The organism is Geothrix oryzae (assembly GCF_030295385.1).
In the GTDB taxonomy this organism is placed as follows: domain Bacteria; phylum Acidobacteriota; class Holophagae; order Holophagales; family Holophagaceae; genus Geothrix; species Geothrix oryzae.
This window is the reverse complement of sequence record NZ_AP027079.1, coordinates 2,495,747-2,511,796: the sequence shown is the minus strand read 5'-3', so window position 1 is coordinate 2,511,796 and position 16,050 is coordinate 2,495,747. Positions and strand designations below refer to the sequence as shown.

The window sequence follows — 16,050 nt, the reverse complement described above, 5'->3', positions numbered from 1 at the left end:
TCAGGCCCCCTCCAGCGCCGAGTGGAGGACCTGGATCACAAGTCGCTCAGCGGGGTTCGGACAGCAGCGGGAGCTGCCCCTTGGGGTGTGCGAGCACCACCTCCTTCACGCGGTCGATCCAGGTGGCCCGCTCCTCGGGGCGAAGCCGTTCATGGGCGATCTTCCGCTCCTCCAGCAGGCTGTCCACCAGCTGGTCGATGGAGCGGATGAAGAAGTCATCGGTGTCGCGCACGCCGTCGGCGGAGACTTCCCCGGACACGGGCACTTTGAAGAGCAGGTCGTAGGTCTTCATCCAGTGGTACATGAAGCTCTCGATGGAGCGTTGGCGTCCGAAGGCGAACAGCATGTAGGCGTAGTTGTCCAGCACGCTGCGGTCGCACACCACCACATCGTGCTGGCTGGCCGAGCGGATCTCCTCCGCGATCTGGGTCATGAAGATCCAGGTCTGCGCCTCCAGGGAGGTCTTGCGGTTGATGGGCAGGGGCGAGAGCCGCGCCACTTCCTTGACGATGTCCACATGGACGCCGCCCCGCTTCAAGGCCGCGGCCAGTTCATAGCAGAGGGTGGTCTTCCCGACCCCGTGCGTGCCGATGAAGGCGATCTTCACACGGCACCTCCTGTGCCGTGCCCTGCGGGCCATCGCTTCGCGACGGTGGCCCTCCGCTCCTGCTGCGGGCTCACACGGCACCTCCTGTGCCGTGCCCTGCGGGCCATCGCTTCGCGACGGTGGCCCTCCGCTCCTGCTGCGGGCTCACACGGCACCTCCTGTGCCGTGCCCTGCGGGCCATCGCTTCGCGACGGTGGCCCTCCGCTCCTGCTGCGGGCTCACACGGCACCTCCTGTGCCGTGCCCTGCGGGCCATCGCTTCGCGACGGTGGCCCTCCGCTCCTGCTGCGGGCTCACACGGCACCTCCTGTGCCGTGCCCTGCGGGCCATCGCTTCGCGACGGTGGCCCTCCGCTCCTGCTGCGGGCTCACTCGGCACCTCCTGGGCCCAACCCCTGCGGGGCCGCGCGGCGCGCGGTGGCCCTCTGCTCCTGGTGCAGGCTCACTCGGCACCTTTTGGGCCTCGTCCTACGGCTCTGCTCTGGGCTCATGGGGTTCGGATCCACATGGTTCCAGTATCCAGGGGATGGTTGGGGAGGGAATGTGCCCTTGATCACCCTTGACGCTCGTCGGGGTTCCGTTGGTCCCGCCGGGCCTGCATCTCTTGCCGGAAGGCGGCGGTGCACTCGGGGCAGAGGCCGTGGGTGAAGGTGGCTTCGGTGTGCTGGGAGAGGTAGGTCTCGATCTGGCTCCAGTAGCCCTGGTCGTCGCGCACCTTCTTGCACTGGCCGCAGATGGGGAGCATGCCGCTGAGCTGCTTCACTTCCGTGAGGGCCTGCGTCAGATCGCGGATCAGGTCCTCACGGTCGGCCTCCAACCGCTTGCGCTCGGTGACATCCCGGGTGACGCCCTGGAAGCCCATCAGGCGGCCGTCCTCGCCCCAGACGATCCGCCACTGGGCCTCGACTTGGATCTGCTGGCCATCCTTCCGGTTCACGGTCGCCTGGATCAGATCCTGCTCGAAGGGCTGGGTGCCCGGGAGGGCCTGGCGGGACCGGGTCATCCGCTCCTGGATGATGGCCGCACCATTGGCGGAGAGGGCCCTGCTCTCGGAGCCCAGGTGCATGAACTCCTCGGGGGTCCAGCCGCGCTGGCGCACCACGGAGGGGCTGACATAGGTGAGCCGGCCGTCGGGGTCCATGGTCCAGATGACATCCAGGGCGTTCTCGGCCAGCAGGCGGTATTTCGCCTCCTGGGCCGCCAGGCGCTCCTGGTCTGCGAGCTGGCGCAGCCAGGCCGCCCGGGCGAGCCAGCCCATGGCCAGGGTGAGGCCCACCAGACCAGCGACGGCCACCGCCGCGAAGGCGGCCTGGTGCCGCCAGGTGCGGAGGTAGTCCTCTTCCGAGAGGCCCACCAGGACATAGAACCTCGGGGCATCGAGCTTCCGCAGGGTGTAGATGCGGCGCTGGCCGTCCACCACCGAGGTGGCGGAGAACTGGGCGGTGGCGGCGGAGCTCTTCACGGCCGTCAGGTAGTCGCCGAAGACCTGGGTGCTGCCGATCAGCTTTTCCTGCCCCGCGAAGGCGGGGTAGCGGACCAGGAGGTCGAGGTCCTCCCCCCTCAGGGAGATCGATCCCTTCCGGCCCACATCCACGAGGGACATGGCGCGGCCGAGCTGCTCCAGGGTGAGGGTGGCGCAGATCACTCCGGCGAAAGTCCCATCGGGGGCCTCGATCCGGTGGGCCAAGGTCAGGGCCCAGGCCCCGCCCCGGGCATCCTGGGCGGGCCGGGAGACCACCAGGCCGGCCTGGGGATCCATCTTCAGGGCCTGGAAGAAGTCCCGCTGCCCCACCTCGGCCGAGGTTCCCGGGGAAGCTCCGTGGAGGACTCGGCCCTCGCGGTCGGTGATGCGGAGGGCATCGACCATGCCCAGGCGGGCGAGGCGGGATTCCGCGAAGGCCCCCAGGCTCTTGTTGAAGGGGCCGCCCGGGCTGTGCTCGGTCTGCTCCTTGATGGACAGCAGGGCCAGGTCGATCTGGCGGATCCGGCCCTTGATGCTCTCCTCCAGCACCTGCGCGAGGTTGAGGGTGGTGATCGAAGCCTGCTCGACCTCGTGCTTCCGCGACCGGTGGAGGGCCCACGCGGCGAAGACCACCATCAGGAGGTTGAAGGCGATCAGGAAGCCCCGCATGCCCCGCGCGAAGGTCGTGGGGGTCACCCGGCGGGTTGGAAGCATGGCGTTCATGGGGTTCCGTCAGATCAGACTAATCCCATCCATGGCACTGGGCTGCTCCAGCCCGAAGAGCTTCAGGAGGGTGGGGGCCACATCACGGAGGGCCCCGCCGCTGCGAAGCTGGCGGGCTTCGAAGCCCGGCGCCACCAGCACCGCCGGCACGGGATTCAGGGTGTGGGCCGTGTGGGGGTTGCCGCCCTCATCCCGCATACACTCGCAGTTGCCGTGGTCGGCCGTGATGAAGAGGGCGCCGCCCATGGCCAGGGTGGCGTCGGCGAGGCGGCCCACGGCGGCGTCCACGGCCTCGCAGGCGGTGACGGCGGCGGCCAGATCGCCTGTGTGGCCGATCATGTCCGGGTTGGCCAGGTTGCACACCAGCAGGCGGTACTGGCCCGAGCGGATGGCCGTCTCGAGGCCCTGGCTCACCTCCGCCAGGCTCATCTCGGGCTGCAGATCGTAGGTGGCCACCTTGGGCGAGGGCACCAGGCGGCGCTCCTCCCCTGCGAAGGGGGCTTCCCGGCCGCCGTTGAAGAAGTAGGTCACATGGGCGTACTTCTCGGTCTCGGCGGTGCGGAACTGCTTCCAGCCCTGGGCGCTGACGAGCTCGCCGAGGATGTGGTCGAGGCTCTGGGGTGGGTAGGCCACCGAGACGAAAGGCTCCAGTTCGATGTCGTAGGCGGTGAAGGTGACGAGCTTCACCGCGGGCCGATGCCTCGGCTTGAACCCGTGGAAGGCGGGATGCACCAGGGCATGGCACATCTGGCGGGCCCGGTCGGCGCGGAAGTTGAAGAACAGCACCCCGTCGTCGTCCGCGATGGGGTGGAAGGCGTCGAGCCTCGTCGGGGCCACGAATTCGTCGGTCTCGCCCCGGGCGTAGGCGGCGGCGAGGGCGGCCAGGGCGTCCGGGGCCTGCTGGGGGGCCTCGCCGTCCACATAGAGCTTCCAGGCCTGCTCCGTGCGCTCCCAGCGCTGGTCGCGGTCCATGGCTGTGTAGCGCCCGCAAACCGAGCCGATGGTCACCAGGGGGCAGGTCCGCAGCTGGAAGGCGAGCCACTGGAGGTAACCGTCGGCGCTCTTCTGGCCCGTGTCGCGGCCATCGGTGATAGCGTGGATCGTCGTCGGCACGCCCTCCGCCTGGGCCCACTGGGCCAGGGCCACCAGGTGGGTCTGGTGGCTGTGGACGCCCCCGTCGCTCACGAGGCCCATCAGATGCAGGCGCCGGCCCGAGGCCTTGAGACCGGCCAGCAGGGCGCCCATGGCCGCGTTCTCGCGGAAGGTGCCGCGCCGGATGGCGGCGTCGATGCGGGTGAGCTCCTGCCAGACCACGCGCCCGGCCCCCAGGTTCATGTGGCCCACTTCCGAGTTGCCGAACTGTCCCTCGGGCAGACCCACGGCCTCGCCACTGGTCAGGAGCTGTGTCGTGGCGTAGGTCTTCCGCAAGGCATTGAAGCGCGGCATGGCGGCCACAAAGGTGGCGTCGAAGCCGTTCCGGGGGCCGTCGCCGAAACCATCGAGGATGAGGAGGGTGATGGGGCCTTGGACCATGGGGCGGGTCATCCCTTCTTCGTGGTGCGCTGCTTGGCCTTCAGGCCCTTGGGCAGGTCATCGGCGAGGAATCCGATGGGCCGCTCCGGCGGGGCGCCCTCCACCTCCTCGCCCTGGAGGGCCTTCAGGACCAGATCCAGTTTCTGCTCCATGGCCGCCACGCGCGCGGACAGCTCGGCCTGGTCCGTGAGGACATGCCGGGCTTCGGCGAAGGCCGGCAGCAGGGTCAGCAGCCGGTCTTCCGATCCGGGCAGCAGTCCGGTCAGGAGGGCGGCCCCGGCCTCGGTGAAGGCCAGCACGGGGGCTTCAGGGATCGCCTGGCGCTCCGCCGCCGTGAGGTGGAACACCAGCGCTTCGGGAAAGCGCCCGGGATGGGCCTTCACCAGGGCGGCCAGGGCCTGGGGCTCGATGCCCAGCTGGCCCGCCAGGGCCGCATCCGGCAGGGCCGCCGCGTCCCTGAGCCAGAGCAGGCGGGAGAGGATCTCGACGGGGGCGGCCATTACGGCACCTGCTCCCCGTGGGGGTGGGACAGCAGGTAGAGCACGGCCATGCGGACGGGCACGCCGTTGGTCACCTGGTCGAGGATCAGGTTCCGGGGGCCGTCGGCCACCTCGCTGGTGATCTCCAGGCCCCGATTGATGGGCCCGGGGTGCAGGACCACCACATCTTTCTTCGCCCGCTGCATGCGGGCCGGATTGAGCTGGAAGAAGCGGCTGTATTCGCCTTGGCCGGGGATGTAGGCGCCGGTGCCGCGCTCGAACTGCGCGCGCAGCATCATGATGGCGTCCTGTTTGGGGATCACCGCGTCGAAATCGTGGCTGATGTCGATGGAGGGCCAGGTGGCCTTCATCTCCTGGGGCACCAGGGTCGGGGGGCCCACCAGGGTGACCTTGGCGCCCATGCGGGTGAGCAGCCAGAGGTTCGAGCGCACGACCCGGCTGTTGCGGATGTCGCCCACGATGGCCACCCGCAGGCCCTCGAGCTTGCCGAAGTGCTTGCGCAGGGTGTAGGCATCCAGCAGGGCCTGGGTGGGGTGCTCATGGGCGCCGTCGCCGGCGTTCACGATGCTGGCCTTCATGTGCCGCGCCAGGAGGGCATGGGCTCCGGGGGCGCTGTGGCGCATGACGATGAGGTCCGGATGCATGGCCTCCAGGTTCATGGCCGTGTCGATGAGGGTCTCGCCCTTGTTCAGGCTGCTGGTGTCGGCGTCGAAGTTGATGATTTCGGCCGAGAGGCGCTTCTCGGCGATCTCGAAGCTGTTGCGGGTGCGGGTGCTGTTCTCGAAGAAGAGGTTCACCACCAGCTTCTTGCGCAGGGCCGGAACGATCTTGATGCTGGGGCGCTCGCAGACCTCCTCGAAAGCCCGGGCCTGATCCAGCAGGGCCGTGATGTCCTGGGGGCTGAGGGGTTCGATGCCAAGCAAGTGCTTGTGGGGGAAGACATAGCGTTCCGCGGTCATCAGCAGGCCTCCACGGTGACGCTGTCTTCACCATCGATTTCCTTGAGCTTCACCGCCACGCGGTGGCCAGGGGGGATCTCCACCCGGAGCCCGGCCAGATCTGCCTGGATGGGCAGCTCCCGGCCGCTGCGGTCCGCCAGGACCAGGAGCATGACCCGGTGGGGCCGTCCGTGATCCAGCAGGGCGTCCAGGGCGGCCCGGACGGTGCGGCCCGTGTAAAGGACATCGTCCACCAGCACCACCGTGCGTTCCTTCAGCGTGAAGGGGATCTCCGTGGGGCGGACGATGGGGCTGCCCACCATTTCGGTGAGGTCGTCCCGGTAGAGGGTGATGTCCAGGGAACCCACGGGCACCTGGGCCCCGGTGGCGGCCCGGAGGAGGATGGCCAGGCGCTCGGCCAGGGGCAGGCCCCGGGACCGGATGCCGAGGAGGACCACCTCCTCCTCGGACCGGAGGCGGGCCATCAGATCGGCGGCGAGGCGCTTGAGGGCGGCGTCCATCTGGCCAGGGTCCATGGGGCAGGGGCCTTGGGCTTCGGGCATGGAACCTCCGGGGTGCGCCCCCGCGGGGCGCGCGCGCGGATTCAAGTCTAGCCGAGCCCGGCCTTAAGACGGAGGATGAGGCAGGCCGGCTTTTGCAGGATTCAAGTCGGGCTCCCCCCGCTCCGATGCCCCATCTGAGGACGCCCATGAGCCAGGAAAGGCGACATTACCAAAGGATTCCCCTGGAAGCCGCCCTGAGCTTCCAGGAGCTCAGCTTCCACAAGGGCGAAACCCCGGCCGTCAGCAGCTATCGGGATGTATCCATCGGGGGCCTCCTGGTGGACTCCCCCCGGGCCTACCCCCTGGGGACCCTCCTCAAGCTGGAGATCCGCGTGCCCGGCTGGGGCCGCTTCCAGAATCACTTCGGCCCCGCCCAGGAGGCTGATGTCCGCCCCCTGGTCGCCCTGGGCACCGTGGTCCGCGTCGAGCAGTTGGACGAAGGAGGCTACGAACTGGGCGTCAAGTTCCAGAATGTGTACCCGGATGACCTCGAAGCCCTCATGAAGTTCGTGGCGGCCTCCGCCCCCCCGTCCCCCCTCTGACCCCGATTTCCCACCCTGTTAGGAGGCCCCCGTGAAGATCCTCATCGTGGACGATTCCTCGACGATGCGGCGCATCATCATCAACACCCTGTCCCGCATCGGCTACACCGATGTGGTGGAAGGTGAAAACGGCAAGTCCGGGCTGGAAAAGCTTGGTCAGGGCGGTGTGGAGATGATCATCACCGACTGGAACATGCCGGAGATGGATGGCCTCGAGTTCGTGAAGACCGTGCGTGGCCAGAATCCGGCCATTCCCATCCTCATGGTGACCACCAATGCCGCCAAGGAGGACATCGTGGAGGCCCTCCAGGCCGGCGTGAACAACTACGTGGTGAAGCCGTTCACCCCGGAGACCCTCAAGGAAAAGATCGAATCCCTCCTGGGGTAGGGAGCAGCCTTATGGACCAGTCTGAGATCGACGCCCTCCTCGCCGGAGGCGGCAAGCCTCCCAAAAAAGCCAAGGCCGCGGCGAAAGCTCCGGCCGAACCCCCCGTGGCGGCCGCGGTCCCCGCACCTGCACCGGCCTCTGAACCGGGCTCCGAACCCCACAAGGATGGCGCCGGCCATGTGATCTCCGAGCTGGACACGGTCACGGCCGTGACCGAGCGGGAGTCCAACAAGGTCATGGACCAGCTGGATCAGATCAGCCGCCTGGTGTCCCGGCAGCAGCAGCTGATCACCGACATGATGCGCCACGAGGGCGCCCAGACCCCGGGCGTGCAGAAGGCCATCCACGAGGTCATGAGCGCGGGCAAGGAGATCCAGGACAAGGTCTTCGAGGCCATGGACCTGATGCAGTTCCAGGACATCACCCGGCAGAAGCTGGAGCGCATCGTCCACCACCTGCGCCAGATCCACGACTACATCGTGGACCTGCTGGGCACGGGCCTGAAGAGCGACGCCGAACGGCCCTCCATCAGTCACACCATCGCCCAGACCGGTACCACACCCGACGAGAACAAGGCCCACGCGGATTCCGTGGTGGAGGCCTTCAAGCAGCAGAAGAAGGGGTAAGTCATGGCCGCCGAGACCACCCAGGCCCTTCTCGCCAGCGAACTGGTCCCTTCGGGCCAGCTGGTGACCTTCACCCTGGATGGCGTGGAGTTCGGCCTGGACATCGACCGGGTCCAGGAGATCACCCACCGCTCCGATGTGACTCCGGTGCCCGGCAGCCCCAGCTTCATCCTGGGCGTCATCAACCTCCGGGGCCTCATCATCCCGGTCATCGACAGCCGGATCCGCTTCCACCTGGCACCCCAGGAACCGACCCCCAAGACCCGCATCATCGTGCTGCGCCTGGCCAGCGGGCCCACGGGCCTGCAGGTGGATTCCGTGGCCGAGGTGGTGAGGCTGGAGGATCACACGCTCCGAGAGACCCCGCCCCTGGTCGCGGGCATCCGGTCCGAATATCTGGCGGGCATGGTCACGGTGGGGAGCCGCCTGATCACCCTGATCCACCTGGAGAAGCTGCTGGACAGCTCCGAGCTCAGCCGCCGGACGGAACTCGAGGATCTGGGCATGGCCGGGGCCCTGGCCATCGGTTCCGAGGACTTCGAGGAGGAGGCGGAAGCCGACGGCCGCCCCTTCGTCACCTTCCGGCTCGGCGTCGAATCCTTCGGCATCGCCCTCCAGCAGGTGGAGGAGATCGTCGAGCTGCCCGCGGTCACCAAGGTTCCGGACGCGCCGGACTATGTCCTCGGAGTCATCTGCCTCCGGGACCAGGTCATGCCGCTGATCGACCTGTCCGAGATCCTGTCCATCCAGCAGGGGGACACCGAACGCAAGCGCGACATGGTGGTGCTGCTTTCCTTCGGCTCCGCCCGGATCGGCGTGGTGGTGGACGAGATCCAGGAGATCCTCCGCGTGCAGGACGGCCAGACGCTGCCGCCGCCCCAGACCTTGTCCGAGGCCGAGCGGGAGCACCTGGAGGGCATCCTGCTGCTGCCGGGCCGCATGGTGAGCCTCATCAATGTCCTGAAGATCATCACGGGCGACGACCAGGAGAAGATCGCGGCCATGGGCCAGGGCCTCGGCCTCGCCGACGCGCGCGTCCAGGAATCGATTCCCAGCCTCGAGCTGGTGGTGTTCCGCCTCGGCCCCGAAAACTACGGCCTGCGTCTGCACGAGGTCCGCGAAATCATCATGGTGGGCCAGGTCACCCCCGTGCCCCGGGCCCCCCAGTTCGTGGATGGCGTGCTGAACCTCCGGGGCGAAGTGATGCCCGTGGTGGACCTCCGCACCCGGTTCGGCCTGGAGCGCGTGGAGGCCACCTCCATCTCCCGGATCCTCATCACCAGCATCGGCGGGGTGTTCACGGGCCTGGTGGTGGACGCGGTGGATGAAGTGCGGCCGGTGGAGCTGCACCGCTTCGGACCCCCGCCCTCCGTCACGGCCGTGGGCGCCAACCGCTACATCGAAAAGGTGGCGCGGCTCGACAACGGCATGATCTTCCTGCTCGAGCTGCAGCAGCTTCTGACGGACGCCGAGACCGAACAGCTCCAGGGACTCCAGGGGCGCCGGACCACGGCCAACAAGACGGGTGAGCCATGAGCGACTTCGCCCTCGACGATCCCAGCTTCTACGAGGATTTCCTCGTCGAGGCCCAGGAGCACTTCGAGCAGATCGAGACCAACTTCCTCGCCCTCGAGGAAGCCCCGGGCGACCTGGACCTGCTGAATGCCATCTTCCGCAGCGTGCACACCATCAAGGGCGCCGCCGGCTTCCTGGGCCTGCAGAAGGTCCAGGCCCTGGCCCATGTCGGCGAGAGCGTGCTGGACGACCTCCGCAAGTCCCGCATGGAGCTCAACGAGCGCGTGATGGAGCTGCTCTTCGAGACCGTGGACATGCTCAAGGTCCTGGTGGACGATGTCCGCATCCAGGTCCGGAAGCAGGGCGAGCCCGAGGATCCCGATCCCAGCGAGCTCATCCGCAGCCTGGAAGTCATCCGCAAGGGCGGCGCTGCCGCGGCGGCGGCCGCGCCCCAGGCGGCGGCCCAGGGGAACCTGCACCTGCCCGCGCTCCTGCAGGGGCTGGACGAGGCCGGACGCAAGGCCGGCGAGGCCGCCCTGATCGAAGGCAAGTCGGTGGTGGGCATCCACGCGGAACTGGACACCGCCATCTACGGCACGGCCTTCAATCCCCTCTCCCTCTTCCAGATGGTGGAGCTGGTGGGCCGGCTGCTGTACCGGCAGATGATCCCCCGGGAGCCCCTGGTGGACCTCGACAGCTTCGAGCCCCGGGACTTCCACCTGGACCTGGTGATGGTCATCGAGGCGAGCGAACCCCTCGAGGAGATCCGCAAGGTCTTCGGGGCGGTGACCCATGCCGTGGTCACCATCCTCCCCCTGGAGCTGGGGGGCTCGGCCGAGGCCGCCGCCCCCGCCGCGGAGGATCGCCGCAAGACGGGGCGCCGCGCCGCGGACGACAAGGGCGCCTCCGACACCATCCGCGTGAGCCAGGCCAAGCTCGAGCACTTCATGAACATCGTGGCCGAGCTGATCATCAGCAAGACCATGATCAGCCACCTGGTGGAGCGCCTGGTGCCCCAGGTCAACGGCCATCCGGCCGCGGGCGTGGCCAAGGAACTGGCCCACGCCTCCGTCTACCTCGATCATGTGAGCAAGGAGATCCAGGCTTCCGTGCTGGGCATCCGCATGGTGCCGGTGAAGACCATCTTCTCCAAGTTCCCCCGCATGCTCCGGGATCTGGCCAAGGCCAGCGGCAAGAAGATCGACCTCCACATGACCGGCGAGGACACCGAGATCGACAAGAGCATCATCGAGGAGCTGGGCGATCCGATGATCCACCTCATCCGCAATAGCGCGGACCATGGCATCGAGTCCCCGGAAGTCCGCGTGAAATCCGGCAAGTCCGAGGTCGGCACGGTGATCCTGCGCGCCCGCCATGAGGGCGACAGCGTGGTGGTGGAGATCGAGGACGACGGCAAGGGCATCGATCCCGCCGTCATCCGCGCCAAGGCCGTGGAGAAGGGCCTGCTCAGCCAGGACCGGGCCGACGCCATGGCCGACGACGAGGTGATCGAGCTCATCTTCGCCCCCGGCTTCAGCACGGCCGCCAAGGTGACCGACATCTCGGGCCGGGGCGTGGGCATGGATGTGGTGCGCTCCAATGTGCGCAAGCTCAACGGCCGCGTCGGCGTCCGTTCGACCGTGGGCAAGGGCTCGATCTTCACCATCAAGCTGCCCCTCACCCTCGCCATCATCGACGCCCTGCTGGTGAAGAGCGGCGGCCAGGTCTTCGCCATTCCCGGCACGGCCGTGGAGGAGACCCTGATCGTCCCTCCCGAGAGCCTCTCCCACCTCACCAGCCGTCAGGCCATCAACCTGCGCGGCGAGGTATTGGGCGTCTCCCGGCTCCGGACCCTGCTCCGCTCGACGGCGGCCGATGCCGCGGACGAGGATGGCCTCTCCGTGGTGGTGATCGCCTCCGCCGGACGCCGCATGGGCATCATCGTGGATGCCTTCGTGCGCCGCCAGGAAGTCGTCATCAAGCCGCTGGCGCCCTACCTCGCCAGCCTGCCGGGCATCAGCGGCGCGTCCATCATGGGCGATGGCGGCGTCGTGCTGATCCTCGACCCCGCGGAACTCCTGCAGCTCGCCGTCCAGGAGGCCGTGTGAACCTGGGCGCCGCCCCTTCGCCCCCCGAGGCGCGGGCCCACGCCTCGGGCCACGAGACCGCCCAACAGCGGTTCATGACCTTCTTCCTGAATGACCGGGCCTACGGCCTGCCGCTGAACCATGTGGCGGAGATCTGCCCCTTCCGCGAGCTGAACAAGCTGCCCCACATGCCCCGATCCGTGGAAGGCATCCTGGACCTGCGGGGCCGGGTGGTGCCGGTGGTCAATCTGCGCCTGCGCATGTCCCTTCCGCGCCTGGACGCCTCCAAGGTCGGCACCATCCTCGTGCTGGATCTGGAAGGCCAGCCCACCGGCCTGCTGGTGGATGCGGTGGATGCAGTCGTGAGCGTGCCCGCGGAGGACCTGGTCCCGGCCAGCCCGCTGCTGGCCGGCCTCGATGGGGCCTGGGTGTCGGGCTTCATCGTCCAGGGCGAGCGGGTCGTGACCCTGCTGGACGCGGCTCTGGTGGCCGCCCAGGGAACCGTTCGCGGCCAGGGCCGGCAGGCCCTGGCCACCCGGAACCTGGAGGAGCGGCTGGACGAGGATCTCCGCCGGCTCATCGCTTTGGCCCCTTCCAAGGAGCAGGGCGAACACCGTGTGTTGCCCCAGATCGAGTCCTCGGTCTCCTACACCGAGCAGGAGATGGCCAAGGTCCTGGATCGCGTGGAGGCCATGCTGGCGGGCGCGGACAAGGTCTTCCAGGGCCTCGCCTACCTCAAGCAGGAGGCGGGCATCGGGAAGCTGAAGGGCCACGAGCAGACCATCGCCGACCTGGAGCGGACGAACCAGGACCTTCAGGACGCGGTCTTCTCGCTGATCCAGCAGGTCCAGTTCCAGGACATCGCCCGCCAGAAGCTGGAGCGGGTCATGGCGCACCTGAAGGGCATGCAAGTCGCGATCTCGGGGAAGTTCCGCTCCGATCGGAAGGACAAGTAGCCTCCCCGGCCCTGGAGCCGCTGCCCATCCGCGGGCACAATAGGGTTTTAGGCTCAGGAGCCCCCGTGACCAGCCAGCCCTTCACCGAAGTCCGATTCCTCGCCGGCCAGGTCGGCGAGACCGTCCGGCTGCGGGGCTGGGTCCGCAATGCCCGCACCAGCAAGACCCGCTTCATCGACCTCCGGGACGGCTCCGGCTTCGTCCAGTGCGTCGTCGGCGCCGCCGAGGCGGATCCCGAGAGTTACGAACTGGCGGGGAAGCTCACGCAGGAATCCGCCATTACGGTGACGGGCATCGTGCAGCTTCACCCCAAGACCGGCCAGCCCGAGCTGCTGGTGAAGTCCCTGGCGCTCATCGGCGGCAGCCAGGACTACCCCATCACCCCCAAGGAGCACGGCACCGAGTTCCTCATGGAGAACCGCCACCTCTGGCTGCGCAGCAAGCGCCAGTGGGCCATCCTCCGCATCCGCCACACCCTGGTGAAGGGCATCCGCGACTTCTTCGACGGCGACGGCTTCACCCTGCTGGACGCGCCCATCCTCACGCCCAGCGCCTGCGAGGGCACCAGCACGCTCTTCGGCACGGAGTACTTCCACGAGGGCATGGCCTTCCTCAGCCAGTCGGGCCAGCTCTACCAGGAACCGGGCATCGCCGCCTTCGGCAAGACCTACTGCTTCGGCCCCACCTTCCGCGCCGAGAAGAGCAAGACCCGCCGCCACCTCACGGAATTTTGGATGGTGGAGCCCGAGGTGGCCTTCGCCCACCTGGACGATGTGATGGCGCTGGGTGAGCGCATGACCAAGTTCCTCATCCAGCGCGTGCTGGAGGGCCGCCAGGAGGAGCTGAAGATCCTCGAGCGCGACCTCGCGCCCCTGGAGACGGCCCTGACCACCACCTTCGACCGCATGACCTACACCGAGGCCGTGGAGAAGCTGAAGACCCTGGGCAGCGACATCCAGTGGGGCGAGGATTTCGGCAACGACGACGAGACCATCCTCATGAACGCCACGGACAAGCCCCTGTGGGTGCACCGCTTCCCCAAAGCCTTCAAGGCCTTCTACATGGAGCCGGATCCCCTGGATCCCAAGCTGGCCCTGGGCGCCGACCTGCTGGCCCCCGAGGGCTACGGCGAGGTCATCGGCGGCGGCGAGCGCGCCTCCAGCCTCCAGTACCTCCTGGACCAGATCGACCACGAGGGCCTGAACCGCGCCGACTACGAGTGGTATCTGGATGTGCGCAAGTACGGCGGCGTCCCCCACGCGGGTTTCGGCATGGGCCTCGAACGCGCCGTGGCCTGGATCTGCAAGCTGCCGCATGTCCGCGAAACCATCCCCTATCCCCGCATGATGGGGACGCTCAGGCCGTAGAAAATACCTCCACGAAGGACACGAAGAAAGAATCCAAGGGCACCAAGGTCATCTCTTGGTGCCCTTGCCTGTTCCCTTCGTGTCCTTCGTGGAGATTCTTTTCCGGAGAGGAACTACAGCTGCATCACCACCCCAGGCAGCTTCTGGATCGCCTCCCGCAGCGGGGTTTCGGCCCTGTCGTGGGGCAGGGTGACCCAGAAGGTGTAGCTGATGAAGCTGCCCTTGCAGTTGGCGGTGTGCTGTTCGTCGCCCTCGGCCTGGGGCCCGAGGTGGGCGAGGATGAGCTCCATCACCATGTCGGGGCGCAGTTCTTCCTGGCGCCCGATGATCTTCATGGGAACGCGGACGGGGTAGGTGATCTCGGGGCGGCGGCAGGCATCCATGGCCTCCATCTTACCGTTTGCTACGCTGGAGCGTCCGAGGTCCAGGGAGAGGGCGGGATTCCCGCGCCCTTCCGCCTTGGCCGCCTCGGAGGGACGCCCGTGCTGGAACGGCTGAAGGACCTGGAAGCGCAGTCCCGCAAGCTGGACCCCGGCGCCGGGGAGCGCGCCCCGCTGTGGGAGGCTGCCCGGCAGTATGGCGAGGGCTTCCTGCAGGCGCTCCCGGAGTCGCCCGCCTTCGTGCTGAAGGATCGGCCCGGAGCGGGCCTGGCTGGATTCCCCATTCCTGAGGCGGAGCGGCCCTTCTCGCAGGTGCTGGAGGCCTTGGCCGAGCATGTGGACGGCGTGGGTGCCAATGGGGCCTCGGGCCGGCATCTGGCCTTCATTCCGCCCTCATCGCTGTTCGCCGGCGCCCTGGGCGACCTGCTGGCGGCGATCACCAACCGCTACGCGGCCTACTTCTTCGCCGGGCCCGGCGCCGTGCGGATGGAAAACCAGGTGATCAGCTGGCTGGCCCGTGAGGTGGGCCTCCCCGAGGGCAGCTCGGGCAACCTGGCCGCCGGCGGCAGCATGGCGCACCTGGTGGGCGTCTGCACGGCCCGGGAAGCCGCGGGCCTGAAGGCTGCGGACTATCCGAGGGCCTGCGTGTACCTGTCGGATCAGGCCCACCACTGCATCGTGAAGGCCCTCCGGGTGGCGGGCATGGATGAGGCCCCCGTGCGGAGTATCCCTACGGACGCCGACTTCCGTCTGCGGCCCGAGGCCCTGGAGGCCGCGATCCAGGAGGATCTCCGCGCCGGTCTCCGCCCCTGGCTGCTGGTGCCCACCGCCGGCACCACCAACACGGGGGCCGTGGATCCCCTGGAGGCCTGCGCCGACTTGGCCCAGCGGCATGGCCTGTGGATGCACACGGACGGGGCCTACGGAGCCTCGTTCGCCCTGGCGGAGTCCGGCCGGACCGCGCTTCGCGGGCTGGAGCGCAGCGACAGCCTGGTGCTGGATCCGCACAAGGGGCTGTTCACGCCCCTGGGCCTCGGCGTCGTGCTGGTGCGCCACCTGGATCCCCTGCGGAAGGCCCATGCCTTCAGGGCCGACTACCTGCCTTCTCCGCCCGAGGACCTGGAGGAGCTGAGCCCCTCCGAAACGACCCTCGAGTTCAGCAAGCACGCCCGGGCCCTCCGGCTCTGGCTGCCCCTCCAGCTGCACGGCGCGGCGGCCTTCCGCGCGGCCCTCGACGAGAAGCTCCTGCTGGCCCGGTACGCCCATGCCCGGCTCCGGGAGATGCCGGGTGTGGACCCGGGGCCGGAACCCCAGCTGAGCGTCCTGGCCTTCCGCTTCCTGCCCTCCGCCGGAGAGGCGGATGCCTTCAACCAGGCCCTGCTGCAGCAGCTCACGGCGGAGGGCCGGATCTTCCTCAGCGGCACCCGGCTGAACGGCGCCTTCTACCTGCGCATGGCGATCCTGGCCGCCCGCACCCACCGCGAGCAGGTGGACGAGGCCCTGGAGAGGCTCCAGACGGCGGCAGCCGAGCTGGCCTGACTCCGGCTTGTCCGGACCCTGCTCGACCGGGCTCTACTTGACTTCGATCTCCCGCAGGTCCTTGCCCGGCTTGAAGCGGATGCTCTTGCCCTTGGGGATCTGGACACTGGCGCCGGTCTTGATATTCCGGCCCATGCCGCGCTTGCGGGGACGCGGCTCGAAGACGCCGAAACCGCGGATCTCGATGCGGTGGCCGTTGAGAAGGGCGTCCTTGAGGCGCTCGGTGAGCAGGTCCACCACCTGGAGGGCGGTGGCGCGGGAGCAGGGGTGAACCTTCATCAGCGAATTGGCGATGTCAATCTTGATCATCAGCGACCTCGGGCCAG

16 protein-coding genes are annotated in these 16,050 nt (G+C 68.3%); 8 read left to right on the top strand and 8 right to left on the bottom strand.

The window, feature by feature from the left end; genetic code table 11:
- Nucleotides 1-46 precede the first annotated feature (46 nt).
- The 6 genes from QUD34_RS11530 to pyrR form a co-directional block, all read right to left on the bottom strand.
- Nucleotides 47-607: an AAA family ATPase gene (locus QUD34_RS11530; RefSeq protein ID WP_286353853.1), complete on the bottom strand. Its 561-nt coding sequence runs from the start codon at nt 605-607 to the stop codon at nt 47-49.
- A gap of 551 nt (nt 608-1,158) precedes the next feature.
- Nucleotides 1,159-2,790 (bottom strand): PAS domain S-box protein, encoded by a 1,632-nt coding sequence (locus QUD34_RS11525; protein ID WP_286353852.1) that lies wholly within the window; start codon nt 2,788-2,790, stop codon nt 1,159-1,161.
- A gap of 9 nt (nt 2,791-2,799) precedes the next feature.
- The gene (gpmI, locus tag QUD34_RS11520; RefSeq protein WP_511183561.1) at nt 2,800-4,323 is read right to left on the bottom strand and encodes a 2,3-bisphosphoglycerate-independent phosphoglycerate mutase; all 1,524 of its coding nucleotides are present in this window, start codon (nt 4,321-4,323) and stop codon (nt 2,800-2,802) included.
- Nucleotides 4,324-4,331: 8 nt separating this feature from the next.
- Complete coding sequence (locus QUD34_RS11515) at nt 4,332-4,823, bottom strand: ORF6N domain-containing protein (RefSeq protein ID WP_286353850.1); 492 nt, start codon at nt 4,821-4,823, stop codon at nt 4,332-4,334.
- A complete protein-coding gene (locus QUD34_RS11510) occupies nt 4,823-5,782 on the bottom strand; it encodes an aspartate carbamoyltransferase catalytic subunit (RefSeq protein ID WP_286353849.1) in 960 nt (319 codons plus the stop codon). Before QUD34_RS11510 ends, QUD34_RS11515 begins: the two co-directional genes overlap by 1 nt.
- Nucleotides 5,782-6,324: a bifunctional pyr operon transcriptional regulator/uracil phosphoribosyltransferase PyrR gene (gene pyrR / locus QUD34_RS11505; protein WP_286353848.1), complete on the bottom strand. Its 543-nt coding sequence runs from the start codon at nt 6,322-6,324 to the stop codon at nt 5,782-5,784. Before pyrR ends, QUD34_RS11510 begins: the two co-directional genes overlap by 1 nt.
- Nucleotides 6,325-6,470: 146 nt before the next feature.
- Here pyrR and QUD34_RS11500 point away from each other — a divergent pair, with 146 nt between their 5' ends.
- The 7 genes from QUD34_RS11500 (at nt 6,471) to asnS (ending at nt 13,805) form a co-directional block, all read left to right on the top strand.
- The gene (locus QUD34_RS11500; RefSeq protein ID WP_286353847.1) at nt 6,471-6,866 is read left to right on the top strand and encodes a PilZ domain-containing protein; all 396 of its coding nucleotides are present in this window, start codon (nt 6,471-6,473) and stop codon (nt 6,864-6,866) included.
- Between the two features lie 31 nt (nt 6,867-6,897).
- Entirely contained in the window at nt 6,898-7,254 is a 357-nt protein-coding gene (locus tag QUD34_RS11495; protein ID WP_285726717.1) for a response regulator, read from the top strand.
- An 11-nt stretch (nt 7,255-7,265) separates the two neighbouring features.
- The gene (locus tag QUD34_RS11490) at nt 7,266-7,880 is read left to right on the top strand and encodes a hypothetical protein (protein WP_286353846.1); all 615 of its coding nucleotides are present in this window, start codon (nt 7,266-7,268) and stop codon (nt 7,878-7,880) included.
- Between the two features lie 3 nt (nt 7,881-7,883).
- Entirely contained in the window at nt 7,884-9,416 is a 1,533-nt protein-coding gene (locus QUD34_RS11485) for a chemotaxis protein CheW (protein ID WP_286353845.1), read from the top strand.
- Nucleotides 9,413-11,503 carry a chemotaxis protein CheA gene (locus tag QUD34_RS11480; protein WP_286353844.1) on the top strand — a complete coding sequence of 697 codons (2,091 nt, stop codon included), beginning with the start codon at nt 9,413-9,415 and terminating at the stop codon, nt 11,501-11,503. Before QUD34_RS11485 ends, QUD34_RS11480 begins: the two co-directional genes overlap by 4 nt.
- The gene (locus tag QUD34_RS11475; RefSeq protein WP_286353843.1) at nt 11,500-12,438 is read left to right on the top strand and encodes a chemotaxis protein CheW; all 939 of its coding nucleotides are present in this window, start codon (nt 11,500-11,502) and stop codon (nt 12,436-12,438) included. The genes QUD34_RS11480 and QUD34_RS11475 overlap by 4 nt, the downstream gene beginning before the upstream one ends.
- A gap of 65 nt (nt 12,439-12,503) precedes the next feature.
- A complete protein-coding gene (asnS, locus tag QUD34_RS11470; RefSeq protein WP_286353842.1) occupies nt 12,504-13,805 on the top strand; it encodes an asparagine--tRNA ligase in 1,302 nt (433 codons plus the stop codon).
- Between the two features lie 113 nt (nt 13,806-13,918).
- Here asnS and QUD34_RS11465 read toward each other — a convergent pair whose 3' ends face one another.
- Nucleotides 13,919-14,188: a DUF493 family protein gene (locus QUD34_RS11465; RefSeq protein WP_286353841.1), complete on the bottom strand. Its 270-nt coding sequence runs from the start codon at nt 14,186-14,188 to the stop codon at nt 13,919-13,921.
- A 99-nt stretch (nt 14,189-14,287) separates the two neighbouring features.
- Here QUD34_RS11465 and QUD34_RS11460 point away from each other — a divergent pair, with 99 nt between their 5' ends.
- Nucleotides 14,288-15,724, top strand: a complete 1,437-nt coding sequence (locus tag QUD34_RS11460) for a pyridoxal phosphate-dependent decarboxylase family protein (protein ID WP_286353840.1) — start codon at nt 14,288-14,290, stop codon at nt 15,722-15,724.
- Between the two features lie 33 nt (nt 15,725-15,757).
- On the opposite strand, the gene QUD34_RS11455 is transcribed toward QUD34_RS11460, so the two are convergent.
- Entirely contained in the window at nt 15,758-16,033 is a 276-nt protein-coding gene (locus QUD34_RS11455; RefSeq protein WP_286353839.1) for an HU family DNA-binding protein, read from the bottom strand.
- Between the last annotated feature and the right edge of the window lie 17 nt (nt 16,034-16,050).

Coding starts and splice junctions, on each gene's coding strand:
- QUD34_RS11500 (WP_286353847.1), top strand. CDS start 6,471: ATGAGCCAGGAAAGGCGACATTACCAAAGGATTCCCCTGGAAGCCGCC.
- QUD34_RS11490 (WP_286353846.1), top strand. CDS start 7,266: ATGGACCAGTCTGAGATCGACGCCCTCCTCGCCGGAGGCGGCAAGCCT.
- QUD34_RS11480 (WP_286353844.1), top strand. CDS start 9,413: ATGAGCGACTTCGCCCTCGACGATCCCAGCTTCTACGAGGATTTCCTC.
- QUD34_RS11515 (WP_286353850.1), bottom strand. CDS start 4,823: ATGGCCGCCCCCGTCGAGATCCTCTCCCGCCTGCTCTGGCTCAGGGAC.
- QUD34_RS11525 (WP_286353852.1), bottom strand. CDS start 2,790: ATGAACGCCATGCTTCCAACCCGCCGGGTGACCCCCACGACCTTCGCG.
- gpmI (WP_511183561.1), bottom strand. CDS start 4,323: ATGGTCCAAGGCCCCATCACCCTCCTCATCCTCGATGGTTTCGGCGAC.
- pyrR (WP_286353848.1), bottom strand. CDS start 6,324: ATGCCCGAAGCCCAAGGCCCCTGCCCCATGGACCCTGGCCAGATGGAC.
- QUD34_RS11485 (WP_286353845.1), top strand. CDS start 7,884: ATGGCCGCCGAGACCACCCAGGCCCTTCTCGCCAGCGAACTGGTCCCT.
- QUD34_RS11510 (WP_286353849.1), bottom strand. CDS start 5,782: ATGACCGCGGAACGCTATGTCTTCCCCCACAAGCACTTGCTTGGCATC.
- QUD34_RS11455 (WP_286353839.1), bottom strand. CDS start 16,033: ATGATCAAGATTGACATCGCCAATTCGCTGATGAAGGTTCACCCCTGC.
- QUD34_RS11465 (WP_286353841.1), bottom strand. CDS start 14,188: ATGGATGCCTGCCGCCGCCCCGAGATCACCTACCCCGTCCGCGTTCCC.